Genomic DNA, 17,618 nt, shown 5'->3' on the forward strand with positions numbered 1-17,618 from the left:
CAGGATAAATTTGGCCTAAATGCGACAAATGATTCACTACATTCGTGAAAAGTTTCATCCACTTCACACGCTTAGACGCAATCCAACAATCTACAATCTTCTGCTGGCTACTTGCAATTGGCAAGTTGCCTGTCCTTTGCGCGGTGTTCTTTGGCCTGTGTATCTGTATTCTTTAAGAGACCTCAGTTGGATAATCGGAAGTGATCTTTTCGAACCATCAATAGTGGCACTGTGTCACGCGGTTTTCAAAGTAGCCCGACCAAAAGTTTTCTGGGATATTGGCGCCAATATTGGTTATTATTCCTGGCTTCTGCTAAGCAAAGATGAGACTATAAAGAGTTATCTATTTGAGCCGGACCCCTCAAACGCAGACTGCATAAGAAAAACAATTAAAAGAGCAAAACTGTCAAACGCAACTTTATTTCAAGTCGCAGCATCGGACATCAATAGCATCACCGATTTTGCTGTCGATACCTTATCTGGTGCGACCGGCACCCTGGAAATCGACAGTGGTGAATTTAATAAAACGCAGTATGGAAGCCGGTCTCCAATAATTCAGGTACAGCAGGTTGCTCTAGATGACTTGTTCACACAAGGACTATTGCCGGCTCCGGACTTGATCAAGATTGATGTCGAGGGAGCCGAGCATCGAGTGTTGCGAGGAGCGCAAAGAGTAATACAAGAGAATCAGCCTATTCTAATTATTGAGTGCCTAAATGAAAAGACAAAAGATTTACTATCGTGGCTTCAAAAGCTTGGTTATACGCTCATGGATGCAGGAAGCGCAACCGAATACAAAACAAATACGCAAATGGTTCTGGCTATTCCACAAAAACACGACGCGAAACTATCTCTCATATTGAATGAGTGGCAGCTACTGCTTTCGAATCTCGACAAATAGTAGACAAAGGGTTTCCCAAATCTGTCCATAGTAACCTTGAAGAGATAAAGGAATTTGCCTCAAGTTGTACTTACCACGAAGATAAAGTCTTAGATCCCAGAAAGACACCCAGTGAACGGCATCAGCATCACAAAACCATGGCATGTGCAAAATGGCAGGCTCTAGATGTATCAGGAATTGAGGAGACCAAGTTATCATTGTAACCAGGCGTTTCCACGCAATCCAACAACCAATTGCTATCTGTTCCCATTTAGCTAAGTGCCTTGAAGATGGACTTATGTAAAATGGAAAATCATAACGCGGAGAAGCAAGAATCAGACTACCGCCTGCACTAGTTAACGAGAGCAAATGATCCAGACATGCTCGTGGATTGGTTATATGCTCCCAAACAAATGTAGCAAAGATAATATCGAAAGAACCACTAAGAGAAGTAATCGGCATTATATGAACGTGATCAGCCTGTGAATTTAAATACTCAACATTGCGGTCGGTTATGTCTTGAACATGAAATTCAACTTCTTGTCGTAATTCACCTAGGAAGTTTGCAAAGTTAGTACAGCCGGCACCGATCTCTAAGATCCGCAACTTGTCGTTGCTGCCATTTCGCTTTGCTAGACGCTGCGCGACAATTGCTTTGATTGGCTGCCAGAACGGACCTTGATCATTAGCACCGTGAAAGGCCGGATAATTTTCCCTCGCATAAAAGTCATCAAGCCTTGTTCTAAGTAGCGACACGCGCGTGTCGCCTTCTTTGGCAAACAACTGTGGAATCGACAAGACATTCATAGGCCGAGTCCCTTCTGTTTCATTAACCTTTCATAGAGTTCAAGATACCGCTCAGTCATTTGCTTAGGGACAAATCTTTCAATATTTCGATAACCCAGTTGCTGGAGTTCATTTCTTCTGTTTTGATCTTGTAACTCACAGATTGCTAAGGCAAGTGACTTGATATCGCCAGGCTCGCAAAAAATAGCCCCATCGCCGGCAGTCTCCGGGCAAGGTTCGATATTGCTGCTCACAACAGGACAGCCGGCAGCTTGTGCCTCAATAATTGGCCAACCAAAACCTTCACTGTACGAGGGAAAGATAAAAGCATGCGCCTGACTGTAAAGCGCCTCGAGAGTATCAGCATCACAACTTGTAACTTGAACAACACGGTCAAAAATTCCTAGCTCTTTGGCTAAGGAGTTTTGGTCATTGGTAAGCGATGAACCGGCAAAGACACACTGTCCTTTAAACTTATCTTTTATAGAGGCAAATACTTTCATGACTGACTCTCGATTTTTACGAGGTTGGCTGGAGCCGACATGCAATAGATAAGGAATTTCCGACAGCAATCCCGCAACCTTACTCAATCGTATATTTGCCTCATCAGACGGCAATTTTTTGAAACTGACGTGCATCGCTAAGGGCACCAGATAGATTTGCCTACCGCCGACATACCCAAGTAATCTTTCTGCATCAATTTTGGTCGCCGTCGAATCGCAAGCAATCATTGATGCTCTTCGTAATCCATGCAAGATCCAGAGTTGCAGAAGTCGACCCAAAGGTGTTAGCGGGCAACACGTATCTTCACCAAGTCCCGCCCTGACTGCCAACAGATCGTGGCAAGTCACAATGTGTGGAATGTCATTAACAAAGGGAACATAAACAGCATTTGAATGATCACAAATGTGGACAATATCCGCCCACTGCTTTTCCTTCAACAGATGCGGCAAAAACAATAAATACTTATCGACATAGGCCAGCCATTTGGCAAGAGACTTTCCCAATAGCCGAAACTTGCCAAGAGTTGCTGCAGGACGAATTGTTCTTACTTCAAAGCTACGCGCTTCTAGTTCAGTCGCCATCAGTTTACTGAAAGCCAGCATGGATGCTTGACCATCAGGCTCATAATTTGCCAGCAAAAGGATCTTGGTTTTAGCTCTATCGGCTAACTCCACACCCCATCCTCTTGATTCTTGCCGTAAACGCCCAAACGATTTGCGGCAATGCAGAAACCAACAAAGAGCCAACCGTATCCATTAATTGTCCCCTGCAAGGAAATTTGTCCTTGAAAAATAGTAATACCGATAAAAGCAACAAGAATTAGTGGCAATGGATTGAGCGTTCGTTTCACCGCTGTTATGGCATTCCTAATAAGCCAGCCTAACAGCCAAAATCGATACAAGATATAAGCGACTCCAAATAGACCGCATTCGAGGATGACCCGCGACCACTCGTCTTCAGCAAGAGAAAAGATAGGCGATCCAGTCGCCAGCCTAGCACCACCCATGGTGCCTGCGCCCATACCCAATCCCAACACGCTCGCCGAGGGCAAGACTTTGGCAAAGCCGGTCATCATATTAAAGAGTCGATTGGTAATCATACCTTCGGCTCCTTCGGCAGCAATTTGTCGTTCCTTCATTACCTCAAATGCGCTGCTGAAGACGGTGACATATAGCAAACCCCCTGCTAGAACAAGCGCCGGCAAGATCAAAAGCACCTTAACCCGAGGTTTTCGTTGAAAGATGATAATCGCACTTCCTAGCGAACCCAACATAACAAGCGCTCCCTGGAAGAACACCGAACGGCTACCACTTACGGCAAATGTGGCTAAAACAGCGGCTGAGGCTATAAGCAGAATTATGTTGTTAAATGGTCTCTGCTTGCGCGGTAAAAGCCATGCGGTTAAAAGAAAGGCAATGACGCTGCCAACGAACAGCGTTTGAGCTGCTGCCACTGTGAAAGTACCGGATGTTCTAACTACGCCATGAGAGACGAGCATCGCCTGGCTGCCACCAAGCGAGGAGTTAATGAAAGAATCTGCTGACGATCTGAATTGCGCCAATACCAAAAGCGCAATTGGTACACAGACTATCAAACTATGTTTAACCAGCGTCTTCAGATCCTTACCGCGAAATTGCTCGCCAATAATGAAGGCTAAGGGCAAGTACCAGAAATACATTCGCCAGCCATATATGGCAGTAAATGGGTGCAAGTGGCTGGCTACCATTTGCACAGCCATCAACGGAAAAGAGATAACAGTCAGCGCCATACCAACCTTGAAAATGGGCGTCCATTTGGGCCACATATCATTTTTAATAGCCAGAAAATAAATGCCCAAAGCAAAAGGATCGCGCACAAAGAAGAGCCATTCTTGTGCGTTAGGCAAAACCCATTTACGTAAGGCCCCCTCAAAAATTAGGAGCCAATAGATAATAAAAGTGAAAATGACAATGATGCGACGGACCTTTTCCCTGTCCGTAAGCTTTACCTTCTTCTTAGCCGGCTTTTTGCCGGACGGAGGCTTTGTAGAGCCTTTGCCGAGCTGCCCGCGTCCAAAGTTCTGTCGAGAATAAGATGCAAGCGACTTTGCCATAACATCCACCTTAGCAACATGCTATCACGCCGCTACATTGAGCTGGTTACTCTTCCAGTTCGAGAGCTTCGCGACGGCCGGCTTTAGCTAAAGCAGAAGCCAGAGCAAACTCATCAACATCGGCTATGACCATTGAACCTGAGGCGAACTCATGATGTCTCAATTGGCTGGCCAAAATCAACAAGGACTGCTTGAGCGTATGATTCATGCGCACTACAGACAATAAATGAGTCTTCGGTGAGATTAAGGCCAATGCTGCCGGCGAATCGGTAATTGCCGGCGTGTCAAAGATAACTACGTCTGCTTCAGATTTAGCAATAGTCATCATCTCGCGAATAGCGTCTGTTGCTAATAGTCCAACTCCGGCAGGTCCTGCGCCGGCAGTAATTACTTTCAAATTCTTGCCTACAGGTCGCATTAGCTTATGCCAGAGATCCGGCACCGGATTGACCAAGTAATCAGCCAGACCAGGAGAAGGTGGCAAATTAAAGACGTAATGCTGTGTTGGCTCCAGCAAGTTCGCATCTATTAATAAGACTTTCATGCCGCTTTCAGCAAAACTCATTGCCAAACCGGCAGCAATGGCGCTCTTACCGTCACCTCTATCAGCAGATGCAATGACAATTTCATTACTTTCGCCAGTGAGCAGTCCTTTAATGGATAGTCGCAACCGGTGCATGGATTCACGTAATTCAGGCACTCTATCGGCTGGTACCAATTCGCTAACCCAGCCGATGACCGGCAATGGCAAGGTGTCAAGCACAGGCGTAATTCGGCGCATACGGGGATCGAGTAGATCCAAACCAAAAAATACAGCAATCGCAAAGACCAGTCCTATGACTATTGCTGATGCAAATTTCGGCAACTTCGAGGCAATGGTCACGCCGGACACTTGCGGCCTATCAATAACTTGATAGGAAGATGTTTTGGATGAAACTGCTTCAACCAAGCGTGCTTGATTAAGCGACTTCTCCGTTTCGGAAACAGTCTCAATGGCAATTTGCTCAGCTCGCATTAACTCAGCCAATTGAACTTGTTCAGCCGGCATATTTGTTAATTGCTTGCGAGCCTGCACCAAAGATCCCTGCAATAAACCGATGCGTGTTTCCAGGACAATTCTTTCGGGCAAAGCAGCGATCAACTGCTCAAGCATTCTTGCCTTAACACCTTCAACACTGGAATCGGCTTCCGACTCTAGGGCAACTTCGTTAGCACCCAAAAGTTTGCGATACCGATTGGTCAATCTTCGTTTATCTTGCTCAATCATTCGGCGCAACTGTCGCATCTGTGGATGCTCCGGACGCAGTCGCATAGCCAATTCATTGTACCGTCCCTCACCATCGGCAATGCTCTGCTTCAGCTGAAAAACCATTGCGTCTTGAGACAATCCTTCTACCTTTAAGGCCTCACTTGGATGCACTCCTGACTTCGATGATAGGTACTCAATGCGGCTATTGAGCTCAGCCAGCGCAATCTTGGTATTTTCGATACCCTCCTCGAGTGCAGAAATTTGCTCGAGTGCCTGTTCGGTTTCTCCTTCGAGATCCAGTATGCCGTGTGATGTCTTAAATACTTGCACCTTTTCGCTCAATTCTTTCATCTGGGTTTTGTATTCGAGCAACTGACTTTCCAAAAAGATGCGAGATTGCTTGGCGCTAACTGCTGCTTGAGCACTATTTACTCTAAGAAAAGCATCAAGTACAGCTTGCACAACTTCCACACCGACATAAGCATAATTGTTGCGGTAATAAATAATAAGGATGTCCGCGTCCCGAACAGGATCTACACGAAGTCCACCACGCAGATCACCAAGCCCCGGCAGACGTTCAGCCGGCAATTTTTTCTTGAGTTCTTTAATTGCCTCTTCTAATACGAGAGTAGACTTCATTACTTCGCCGGCAGTATTAATTGGACTATTAAAGTAACTCAAAATAGGAGATAACCCGGCCCCTCCGCCTGAACCACCGCCTTCCGTCGGCAACTTCGACTGCACCCAAATACGAGCGGCCACCTCAAACACGGGCGGTGGTGTCACCGGTACAAAAAACGCCGCCGTCGCTACAACAGCAAAGGCCAAAGCCCCAGCTATAAATTTAGCGACAAACGATCGGAAGATACTTAACTCAATTGGTACTTGCATAATTAGAACACCGCTACACGAGCATTGTTTGTGGGTTCGCCATCGCTGTTGGTTTGGACGTTGACGTTAGTTACCTTGTTACTGAAGTAAATTACAAGCATAGCTAGAGCAGTAATCATGCCGGCTCTCAGTACTTCAGTTCCAACTGTTTTGATAAGTGATGTGGACGCTATTACCACATCACCAGATTGCACCGGCAATCGAGCCAGTGCTTCTCTATCTCTCATTCCTTTGGGCAGAGAAATTCGCTTGGAAAAAACAGTGCCGTCGCGATTCATTCTGCTTAAAACTACCGATCTCGTAGCAGCTGACGGCAAGAAACCACCAGCTCTTGCCAGTACGGAATATATGTCATCATTCGGTCTTAATTCGACAAGTCCGGGAGACTTCACTGTCCCCAAAACTCTAACCCATCTTCCTTTATAGGCTGCCAGGGCACCTAACGAGTCAGGATTGAAATCAGATCCACCCTGAGGAATAAAAATTGTGTCGTTAGGCTGCATAACTACATCTTGGCTCGTATCGCCTTCACTGACTAGTTTCCAAATATCTACATTTATCACTTCTTTGCTTTCAGCACGGCGCACCTGAATGCGACGAACATTGGCGGTGTCTCGCAAACCACCGGCACGCTCAATGGCTGTCATTACAGTTACGTTATTAACGCTGACCGATGCTTGGGCAGGGATTACTAAACTTGAACTTGCGGCATAGCCGGGTCCAGGAGGCATACCACCTCCAGGTCCACCAAAATAATTACCGCGACGTGCACCACCATAACCAGCACCCAGAGTAGGGCCGCCCAAGCCGCCTGTTGGACCAACACCGGCCTGTCCGAATCCAGGTATTACAGGATTTACGCCGCCAAGTGCATCACCAAAACTAAGCGATCCAATATTGCCCTGCATTGATGTATAGCCACCGTTTAGCGAATTTAGATTTCTTGCCGGCGATCCTGTCCCCGGCGCAATAAATGGCTGACTTAACGGAGGCAATCCCGAATCATCCCCAGATTGTCCTTTGTTTTTGGACATCCCGTATGCGGCCAGTCCACCGACCGCGCCCCATTTAGGCGCCCACTGAGCAAACTTGGCGCCATAGACTGCACCCAACATTGCTCCTGTGGTTTTCATTTCTGGTGAGAGTTTCGTTCTACCGCCGGTTGTTCCAATCATGCGGCTGCGCCCCATCCCAGGACCAGCACCAAAACCTAAATCAGGCGATGCGACATCTCCGCCAGCTCCAAAAGAATAAAGACCTGGATTCGCTACCTCTCCAAGAACATAAACTGAAATTGGGCGAGACTGAACTATGTTTACAACATACTGTGGATCAACAACTGTTTCCTTGGCTTTATCAATCAGTTGGTCATTGAATTGCTTAAGTGTTAAGCCACTAACTTTCATCAGTCCGACAGGATAGATATTTACGGTGCCATCAGGCAAAACGGTGACTGTTTGTGTCGGGAAGTCAGAATCATCAGTCATCGCATAGTCAGTGACGCTGAGAACATCACCAGGTCCGAGCGTGTACGCCTGTGAGCTATCCTTATCCTTGTCAACAGCGCCCTTGGTTGCTGTCGGATTGCTACTGTGCTGCGCCGGAGTTTTTCGCAAAAGTCCGTCGTCAGAAGCTTTGGAGGAATTCGTTGGCTCTGCTTGCGGAGCTCTTAAAACTTTCAATCCGGGCAAATTGTCATTATCGTCAGCGAAACACGCAAGTGGGCTGCTGACAGACACAAGAACTAGAGCACTCGCTAATGCCACTAGTTTTTTTAGAGATGCCTGGTAATTGTTCATCAAATGATCAACAAGCGACTGTAGGGGAGCCGGAAAACTTACAATTACTTTTTAAGTTGTAAATTTCCTAGTCAAGTTTATCCTATCTAGGTAGCCGGCAACTCATCTTATACATGCAGCATTAAGCGCAATTTAGAATTCATTTCTGCTGACTGATACCACACTGATATCACTACTGGTCGACAACTGCAGACACATCAGCACGTACAAGAGGATTCACATCGTGCTATCAATATATATCCATCAGGAATCGTAACGCCACCGCTTTGCAGTTTAGGCAATTATTTTTATCCAACAGTATTTATCTTAACTTCACAAGGAACGTTGAGAATACCCGCCCACTCTCTACTCTGATGAGCAAGTGGCGAAGTGGCAATCATCATGCTGGGAATTGCAAACCAATTATCAAGTATTTCATTGCCATCCCAAAGACTTAGTTGCCAATGATACAAACCGGGTCTTAAAGGCAACTCAGGAAGATCGTAGACGAATTCGTGCAGTCCCTTGCCCAGCTTCAAGTTAGTAACAGACGATCCCCACATCAGCTGACCATCGTCATCCCAAAGCGCAATGCCCTGCAAGCCCGCAGAAATTTTCTTGTGCACCCAGGCAGTAAATTTCACTTTCAACGGACCGGTTGTAGAAAGCCAATTTGACTCTTCACCGCGTCCTTCCAATATTTCCCAACCGGTAAAATGCGAAACGCTTTTCTGTTGTTCGGAAGCTATTACTTCTTCTTTTGATCGCGTCAGCCATGCAGACTCATAGCTGCTCACCACGTGAGCAGTCGGTCCTTCCATTCTTACTTTGCCATCATCAAGCCAGACACAGCGACTGCAAAGTTTACGAATGGAATTCAGCTGGTGACTCACAAACAGAATTGTTCGTCCTTCTGATACCACTGATTCCATTTTGCCCAGACATTTCTTCTGAAATTCCACATCGCCAACGGCTAGAACTTCGTCAACTAAAAGAATTTGCGGCTCTAAGTGAGCTGCAACAGAAAAAGCCAATCGAACATACATACCTGATGAATAGTGCTTTACCGGAGTATCGAGGAATTTGTCTATTCCCGCAAAGCTGACAATCTCGTTAAACTTACGATCAATCTCCTTGCGGCGCATACCCAAAATAGCACCGTTCAAATACACATTTTCCCGACCGCTAAGTTCAGGATGGAATCCAGTTCCAACTTCCAGCAAACTACCCATTCGTCCCCAAGTCTCAATGCGACCTTCGGTCGGTTCCGTGACACGAGACATGATCTTCAACAATGTGCTCTTTCCAGCACCATTGCGGCCGATGATACCAATCACCTCACCGGCATTAACTTCAAAATTTACGTCTTTCAACGCCCAAATTGTTGCTTCCGGGCTCGGCGGTTTTCCTATTCGTCTCAATCTGTGAAACGGCTCCAGAAATAGTCCTGCTAACTGTTGCGACAACAAACCATGCGGTTTCTTCGTCAAGCCGATGCGGTATCGCTTGCTCACGTTGCTAACTCTAATGGCCAAATTAGACATATGTAGCGCTCCGGCTCCGTTGCACTTTGCCTTCGCTTGCCGGCCGGCTTTCCACGCTCCGCTCCGGATTGCTCTGTCGCAATCCTTCACTCTCGCTGTAGCATGTTGAATGATACTTACACGACATCTGCGAACGTCCGTTCCATGCGCTGGAAGTAGATGATACCACTTACGAGTAATACCACTCCCACAGCAAAAGAAATGCATATTTCATTGATGGGCACTCCATAGTGACCGAAGAGACACCAGCGGAAGCCATCGATGATACCGACCAATGGATTCAAGGCATAGAGCGGCTGCCATTTCCAGGGAACCATCTTGCTGGAATAAACAACTGGAGAAGCAAACATCATGAATTGCATCAAGAATGGGAATATGTAGCTGATGTCACGGTACTCGACGGAAAGTGCCGAAAACCAAATCCCAAGCCCGAGAGCATTTATCATCGTGACAACAATTAGAACAGGAATTACAACCAGACGCCACGTCGGCAGAATGTCGTAAATCTCCATCATTAAAAGTAAAACCAATAACGCTATTGCCAAATCAACCAGTGGTGGCAACACACTTGACACTGGGAGGATCAAGCGAGGGAAGTACACTTTTGTGAAAACATTGGCATTTCTCAAAAGACCGCCCGCGGCATTAGACAGCGCCGACGAAAAATACTGCCAGGGCAACATAGCAGCGTAGTTGAAAATCGGATACGGCACACCTTCAGATGGAATACCTGCCCAACGATGGAAGAAAACCGAAAAGACAACCATCAAGGCAACCGGTTGAATAATTGCCCAAGCCGCCCCAAAAATTGTCTGCTTATATCTAACCGATATATCCCTTCCAGCCAATACCAATGCAAGCTCGCGGTATTCCCAAAGCTCATGCAAACGCAAAAATGACCAACCGTGCATAGGTTCTATAACTCGGCGCGCGTTATCGCCATTTGCGCCATTTTTAAACAATTGGCGCTCCCGGGCGACGAATTCGTTAGTAAGGTGGTTACTTTGAGTTTCCAAGCAGGTGTGTTTCTAGATGTCAGAATGAAAGCTTTATCGGCATTAATCAATGCTGGAATCGCCCATAGGATGACAGAATCGACGATTTTCCGCAATACTTTATACTAAACCACAGGGTTGCCGGCACCTGTTGTATATATACCCTCATTGTAACTATCTATTAATTTGTTCAAATAAAAGCAAAGCTTCAATAGCGCCTGCTTTACAGCTATTTGCCGCCAGTTTCATATAATTGACAGTCGACTGCATAGAATTTGCATACATAGGTGAAGTAACTATCAGGCAATTTAGCGGTTGTAAGTATAGAATTGCCGGATTGATTCTTAGCTTTCAATGCGTTGAGGTATTTGGCATGAAGCGCAAAATCGCGTTATCAACTGTGGGCTTGTGTGGAGCACTGATTCTGACATCAGCTGCCTCGGCGCGTAGTTCGGACTGGCAATCAAGCTTTGAACTCGGACGTCGAGCTTTTGCCGACGGTCGCTACGTTCAAGCCGAGCAAGAGTTTCGAACTGCTCTTGAAAGTGCCGAATCTTTCGGTAAATCCGACCCTCGCCTGGCGGAGACTCTGACAGCCCTTGCTGAACTCTATGAGAAAGAAGGCAAGTGGAGCCAAGCTGAAGCTATTTACTGGCGCTGTTTAGAAGCCCAAGAAGTTGCCCTTGGTCCTGACAACCAACAGTTGTCGGAAACGCTAAGTCGCCTGGCACAGATTTACACGCTCAAACTCAATGAACCAAGCAAAGCAAGTGGTCTGGTTGAGCTGGCAAATGCTATCGACGCCCATGCGCATGCCAAAAGCGACCTGGAAACAGTGCAGTCCTTGCACAATCTGGCAACCATCTATGCTGCACAAAACAAATCTGCCAGCGCCCAAAAGTTGCTCAAGAGCGCAATGAAATTCGGCGAGAAAGCCCTGGGCAGCCAGAACCAAGAAATGGTTGCAGTCCGTAGAGACTACATTGCTCTGACCAGAACAGGCAAAGTACAACCAGCACAGTCACAACGCGTTGTTGACTCTGTTGCAGAAAGCCAAAATACAGAAGCTCCAGCAATCCAACCAGTTGCAACTGCTGAGCCGGCTGTAAGCGAAAGCTATCTGGCTGACGATCCGGAATTACAGCAAATTGCCGAGCAAGAAAGACTGGCTCGCATGCGCGCTGCTCACGCTAAAGCCTTGGCTCAACAAGCCGCTGCTGAGCGTGTTAATGCTGAAAGATTAGCCAATGAAAGAGTAACTGCTGCTCAACAAGCCGCTGTCGATAAGGCAGCTGCTGAAAAAGCCGCTACAGATAAGGCTAATATGGAACGCCTGGCTGCCGAGCGTGCTGCTGCCGAGCGTCTTGCTGCTGAGCGCATTGCCGCTGAAAGAGTAGCTGCTGAAAAATATGCCGCCGACAAAGCGGAAGCGGAAAAATTTGCTGCAGAAAAAGCTGCTGTTGAGCGTGCGATAGCTGCTAAAGCTCTGGCTGAAAAGCTTGCCGCTGAGCGTGCCGCTGCCGAAAAGGCCATGGCTGAGAGAATGGCCGCCAAAAAAGCTTTGCTGGAAACAGCATCAGCTGAAAGAGTAGCTGCTGAAAAAGCTGCTGCTGAAAAAGCCGCGCAAGCCAAATTAATTGCTGAAAGAGAAGCTGCCGAGCGCGCTGCTGCCGAACGTGCCGCTGCCGAACGCGCAGTTGCTGAAAGAGAAGTTGCCGAGCAATCTTACAAGGCAAAGCTGGCTGCCGAACGCGCTGCTGAATCAGCAAGACTTACAGCAGAAAGACTAGCTGCTAAAAAAGCTGCCTTGGAAAAAATCGCTATTGCTCGTGCCGTACAAGAAGAAGCAGGTGCGGAGCGCGTCGCTGCCGACTCGCAATATGCTCGCAAGGCTGCCGCAGCTCGTAAAGCTGAAGCTGAGCAAGCACAGGCATTGCAATTGGCAGAGCAAAAAGCCAATGAAGCACGCATCATTGCGGAGAAATTAGAAGCTGCCCGTTTGGCGTCAGAAAGACTCTCTGCTGAAAAAGCTGCTGCTGAAAAGGCTGCCACTGAGCGTTCGCTCGTAGCCGCTAGATTAGCTTCGGAAAGACAGGCTGCCGAAAGATTGGCTACTGAGCGCCGTGCCGCAGAACAAGCTGCTGCTGAGCGCGCCAACGCCGAACTTGCCGCCAGTCGCGATCTCGTATCAGATGTAGCAATGGAAGATCCGGCCGCTGCAGCTCGTGCTGCCAGCCAGAACCGCATTGCCGTTAGTGCTGCACAAACAGCTCAAACGGAAATTGCCCGCCAGGCTCAAATTGCCAAGCAACGACTGGAACAACAAAAAGAAGAGCTGGAAAAGCTGCAAGCTGAAAGAGAAAGACTGGAACAGCAATTAGCTGAAGAGAAAGCTGCTGCTCAACGCGCTCAAGAACTAAGAGCACAAGCTCAACAGCAAGCTTCGGACAACGGCTTAATTGCTGAACAAGAAGCGGCAAGAAAAGCAGCTCAAGAAAAAGCTAGCCTTGATCGTCAAATAGCGATGGAAAAGGCAGCCGCTGAAAGAGCAGCCATGGAAAGCCAAGCAGCCGAACAACGTGTGGCATTGGAAAAAGCCAGATCACAAAGAATTGCCGCTGAAAATGCCGCCGCTCAGAAAGCCACAGCAATGAAGGTAATTGCTCAGTCAACCACTAAGGTAGCGCCAGTAAAAGCGACCACCAGCGTCCTACCTGCCGCACAGCCTGCATTAGAAGGTGATCTTGCACCAATAACCATGCCGTCAGGATTTGCTGATCAAACAGCATTGAATACTTTGCTGGAAGAAATCAAAGCAAGTGGACCGCAAAACAACAACGGTCTGGCTGTAAGAATCAACCAGTTGGCAGAGCGCTATTTGGGCAAAGGTGATCTAGTCAGCGCCGAGAATATCTTCAAGCAAACACTCAACGCATACGATCGCGTTGGCGCATTGGATACACCAGCAAGCGCTACCCTGTCGAGCAACCTGGCAGGACTTTATTTCAGCCAGAGAAAATATGAGGAATGCCAACTTATGTATGAACGTTCACTTCGCGTGTACGAACATACACTTGGTCTCAAGCATCCTTATGTATCCGGTGCTGTAAATAACCTGGCCATTGTTCTCATTCAACAAGGCAAGTACAAGGAAGCGGAAAATCTCTATCAAAATGTTCTTTCTCTCCGCGAGAAAACACTTGGACCTGATGATCTATCCGTTGCTGAAAGCTTGTTTGAATTGGGCAGCTATTATTTGAACCGCAAAGACTTCCCGCAGTCAGAGAAGCTCATCAAGCGCGCTCTAGCGATAAGAAGCAACAAGCTTCCCGAAAGAAATCCGGAAGTCATTGCCACCCTCAATTGCTACGTTAAGGTCTTGCGCCTTAACAACCGCAACAGAGAAGCCGATCAAATAGAAGCTCGCGCAGTTGCTGCAAGAATGAAACATGCGGGAATGTGACAAAATCGTAAAAGCGATTTTGTCATCCTAACTTGCCCTCGCTCTATCCTGTGTAGCCGCCGCACACTATCCTGACTTGCCGTCGCACACTATCCTGTCTTGTAGGGGCGCATTGCATGCGCCCTTCCCGAAGACAACTAAAATCTGTTTGTGTACCAACCAAAACGTTAGTAAAGATACTACCGCTTGCTTGCAGTGCCGCACTGCGCTAGATACCAGTCTATTGTTTCCTTGAGTCCCTTTTCAAAAGAAGTCTGCGCTTCAAAGCCGAAGAACTTCTTGGCTCTGGATGTATCAAGCTTTCTGCGGGGCTGACCGTTTGGCTTACTTTTATCCCAAACAATTTCACCATTAAAGTCGGTCAAGCGAGCAACAAGTTCAGTCAAGTCCTTAATTGAGATCTCAAATCCAGAGCCGAGGTTAACAGGCTCCGATCCATTGTATTTTTCAGCTGCCAAAACAATTCCTTCTGCACAGTCATCAACGTACAGGAACTCTCTTGTTGGACTACCATCGCCCCAAGCAACAACTTGCTTTTCATTTTTCTCTTTTGCTTCAACGAACTTGCGTATTAATGCTGGAATGACATGCGAAGACGAAGGATCAAAATTGTCACCAGGTCCATATAAATTTACCGGCATCAAATAAACAGCGTTGTAGTTGTACTGCTGCCTGTATGCCTGCGCTTGTACCAAAAGCATTTTTTTGGCCAAGCCATATGGTGCGTTTGTTTCTTCCGGATAGCCCAGCCAAAGATCTTCTTCTTTGAAAGGAATTGGTACCACTTTCGGATAAGCACAAATGGTCCCAATGGCAACAAACTTATCAACTCCAGCTTTGCGCGCCTCTTCCATAAGCATGGCGCCCATAACCATATTCTCGTAATAGAACCTGCCTGGATTTTCTCTGTTGGCGCCGATGCCACCGACGACTGCGGCCAAATGGATAATCAAATCGGGATTAAGGTCTGCCATCAATTGGCGAACGTCGTTTTGTTCAATTAGGTCGTATTCCTTATGTGAAGGCACTAGAACCTCGCCGACGGCTCTTTGTTTCAGAACGTTGACGACCCGCTTGCCGAGGAATCCCGAACCCCCAGTGACCAAAACACGATTGTATGGAAAACTGCCCATATATCAAGTCATAATACAACAAAGTAGGAACGGGTCCGATAAAGCCGCCGCTACTGACAATCAATTACTTGCTCGGCCGGGTAAAATGATCTAGATAGTGTCCTTGATAGTACTGACGGGGTTCCAAGATGAAAAAGCGCGTACTCATAACCGGAATAACAGGCATGGCCGGTTCACATCTGGCGGATTTGTTATTAGCAGAAGCCCCGGACTATGAAATCTTCGGCACCAAGCGCTGGCGCAGTTCTCTTACCAACGTCGCTCATTTAGATGGAAAAGTTAAGTTTATTGACTGCAATTTGACCGACAGCACAGCTTGCTTGAAGCTTATTGAAACAACACGCCCCGATTATGTCTTTCACTTAGCCGCGCAAAGCTTTGTACCGCACTCCTGGCAAAACCCCAATGCCACTTTGAGCGACAACATCATGATGCAATTGCATCTATTTGAAGCAATCAGATCAGTAGGCATTGATCCTGTAATTCAGATAGCACTGAGCTCTGAAGAGTACGGCAAAGTTTTGCCACACGAAGTGCCGGTCAAAGAAAACAATCCTTTGCGACCGCTGAGCCCATATGCGGTAAGCAAAGTTGCTCAAGACATGCTTGCTTATCAATACAATCAAAGCTATGGATTTAAAACCATTCGCACCAGAGCCTTCAATCATGAAGGACCAAGACGCGGCGAGGTGTTTGTAACATCCAACTTCGCTAAGCAAATTGCTGAAATTGAGGCAGGATTGAAACCACCACAATTGAAAGTCGGCAATCTAAATGCCAGACGCGACTGGAGCGATGTAAGAGACGTTGCTCGCGCCTACTGGCTGTCAGTTCAGCATTGCGTACCTGGAGAAGAGTACGTAATTGCCTCCGGACAGACTCGTTCCATTCAAGAGCTTTTGGACTTCCTGCTCAGCCAAACAAAATCAAAGATAGAAGTAGTTGTCGATCCAACTCGCCTGCGCCCGTCTGACGTGGAACTCCTGCAGGGCGATCCAAGTAAATTCATCAAAGCTACCGGCTGGAAGCCACGCTATACATTTGAGCAAACAATGGGCGATTTGCTCGAATACTGGCGTGAGCAAATCCGCAGCGGCAACAGTGTCATTGGTGTCGGCTCGTAATTACTTGCCTTCAACAAGCAATCCAGCAAGTCTTTGTGCTATAGGAAGTTCCAATGCTTCTTGAAGCCAAAGAAATTGCCCCTGTGGATTTAGTTCAAAAAATACAAACCGCCCATCCGGCGTCAAAGCAAAATCAAAAGCAGCATAGACCAATCCCAGGTTTTTCATGAGTTGTCGACACTTGGACTCAATATCATCCGGTAGTTTGAACTTGCTTAGTTTGTTATTTCGAGCCACGCGCCAATCCAACTTGGCTCCTTCTACTTGCGGTTCAATTTTCACCGCAAAGATTTCATCACCAACAACCATTACTCTCAAGTCGCAGATTTTTTCAATTTTTTCCTGAAAAAGCTGCAGTGAATACTTAGTTTGTTCCAAATGGGATAGATCAGTTTCACGAAATTCAAGCGTGGGCATTCCCCGTGGCTGCTCTTGTTCAGGAAAATATTGCCAGCTCGCCTCGTCGATAAGCTTGTAAATGATTCTATTTGAAAAGCGCTCAGCAAATTGTTTTATCAGTTTGGGATCGTTGCTGACTAATGTATGTGGGATTTTGAAGCCTGCATCCTGAGCAATTTTCAATTGATTCAGCTTGATTAGTGCCTCTTGCTGCTTAGTAGGATTATTTACCCAAAAGGCGTGCGACAGAGTTCTATAAATCCCCTCCAGCGCCCTTCCAGACTCCCAGTTGACCAAAGCTTCCAGCCACCGCTTGGGCATACTACCGCTCTTTGGTGTACCAGGACGCCTGTACCAAATGGCATCAAATGCACCTAATTCAAATGTTTGGGAATCCTGTGAAACAAGACTGGCACACTCATTGCCGCCCAGCTCAAACCCCAGCAAGCTTTCTTGCGGAATCCTGCGCGCGGACCAGACAACAACTTTACACTTGAGCTTGTCCAACTCGTCACAAACAGCACGAGTATGAACGTCTTTATCAGGCGCCAGAATGAGAATACTTCTGCTCATATATTTTCATCGCAAATTGCAGAAGCAACATCGCAGATTGGATCTGAATATTTCGACCACAAGGGCGCACAAATGTTATCAGGCTCACCCCACATTATGTCCGCATACTCACTGGTCTGACGCAGCCACCAGGCACGTAAAAAGAAAGGCACCAAATTGGCTAGCTGAGAATTGTCCATGTAGCCTATATTACATCAAGGAAGAATC

The 17,618-nt window shown here is 47.0% G+C and carries 12 protein-coding genes; 3 read left to right on the forward strand and 9 right to left on the reverse strand.

Annotated elements, in window-relative coordinates:
- Positions 1-19 precede the first annotated feature (19 nt).
- Positions 20-901: an FkbM family methyltransferase gene (locus K2Y22_13715; GenBank protein MBX9879513.1), complete on the forward strand. Its 882-nt coding sequence runs from the start codon at positions 20-22 to the stop codon at positions 899-901.
- On the opposite strand, the gene K2Y22_13720 is transcribed toward K2Y22_13715, so the two are convergent.
- From K2Y22_13720 to K2Y22_13750, 7 genes are all read right to left on the reverse strand, one after another.
- The gene (locus tag K2Y22_13720) at positions 875-1,687 is read right to left on the reverse strand and encodes a class I SAM-dependent methyltransferase (protein ID MBX9879514.1); all 813 of its coding nucleotides are present in this window, start codon (positions 1,685-1,687) and stop codon (positions 875-877) included. The two genes, K2Y22_13715 and K2Y22_13720, sit on opposite strands and share 27 nt — an antisense overlap.
- Complete coding sequence (locus tag K2Y22_13725) at positions 1,684-2,844, reverse strand: glycosyltransferase family 4 protein (protein ID MBX9879515.1); 1,161 nt, start codon at positions 2,842-2,844, stop codon at positions 1,684-1,686. Before K2Y22_13725 ends, K2Y22_13720 begins: the two co-directional genes overlap by 4 nt.
- Positions 2,835-4,262, reverse strand: coding sequence for a hypothetical protein (locus tag K2Y22_13730; GenBank protein MBX9879516.1), 1,428 nt, complete (start codon positions 4,260-4,262; stop codon positions 2,835-2,837). The genes K2Y22_13725 and K2Y22_13730 overlap by 10 nt, the downstream gene beginning before the upstream one ends.
- A 46-nt stretch (positions 4,263-4,308) precedes the next feature.
- The gene (locus K2Y22_13735) at positions 4,309-6,402 is read right to left on the reverse strand and encodes a hypothetical protein (protein ID MBX9879517.1); all 2,094 of its coding nucleotides are present in this window, start codon (positions 6,400-6,402) and stop codon (positions 4,309-4,311) included.
- Between the two features lie 2 nt (positions 6,403-6,404).
- Entirely contained in the window at positions 6,405-8,201 is a 1,797-nt protein-coding gene (locus K2Y22_13740; GenBank protein ID MBX9879518.1) for an SLBB domain-containing protein, read from the reverse strand.
- A 287-nt stretch (positions 8,202-8,488) separates the two neighbouring features.
- Positions 8,489-9,724 carry an ABC transporter ATP-binding protein gene (locus tag K2Y22_13745; GenBank protein MBX9879519.1) on the reverse strand — a complete coding sequence of 412 codons (1,236 nt, stop codon included), beginning with the start codon at positions 9,722-9,724 and terminating at the stop codon, positions 8,489-8,491.
- 116 nt (positions 9,725-9,840) lie between these two features.
- Positions 9,841-10,686: an ABC transporter permease gene (locus tag K2Y22_13750; protein ID MBX9879520.1), complete on the reverse strand. Its 846-nt coding sequence runs from the start codon at positions 10,684-10,686 to the stop codon at positions 9,841-9,843.
- A gap of 406 nt (positions 10,687-11,092) precedes the next feature.
- Here K2Y22_13750 and K2Y22_13755 point away from each other — a divergent pair, with 406 nt between their 5' ends.
- The gene (locus tag K2Y22_13755) at positions 11,093-14,182 is read left to right on the forward strand and encodes a tetratricopeptide repeat protein (protein MBX9879521.1); all 3,090 of its coding nucleotides are present in this window, start codon (positions 11,093-11,095) and stop codon (positions 14,180-14,182) included.
- A gap of 179 nt (positions 14,183-14,361) precedes the next feature.
- On the opposite strand, the gene K2Y22_13760 is transcribed toward K2Y22_13755, so the two are convergent.
- On the reverse strand, positions 14,362-15,315 hold the full coding sequence (locus K2Y22_13760) for a GDP-L-fucose synthase (protein MBX9879522.1): 954 nt from the start codon (positions 15,313-15,315) through the stop codon (positions 14,362-14,364).
- Between the two features lie 128 nt (positions 15,316-15,443).
- Between K2Y22_13760 and K2Y22_13765 the strand changes: the two genes are divergently transcribed.
- The gene (locus K2Y22_13765; GenBank protein MBX9879523.1) at positions 15,444-16,439 is read left to right on the forward strand and encodes a GDP-mannose 4,6-dehydratase; all 996 of its coding nucleotides are present in this window, start codon (positions 15,444-15,446) and stop codon (positions 16,437-16,439) included.
- Here the strand turns inward: K2Y22_13765 and K2Y22_13770 are convergent, their stop codons facing one another.
- A complete protein-coding gene (locus K2Y22_13770; GenBank protein MBX9879524.1) occupies positions 16,440-17,411 on the reverse strand; it encodes a hypothetical protein in 972 nt (323 codons plus the stop codon). It lies immediately after the preceding gene.
- Between the last annotated feature and the right edge of the window lie 207 nt (positions 17,412-17,618).

It is taken from the genome of Candidatus Obscuribacterales bacterium (assembly GCA_019744775.1).
Classification (GTDB): domain Bacteria; phylum Cyanobacteriota; class Vampirovibrionia; order Obscuribacterales; family Obscuribacteraceae; genus SBAT01.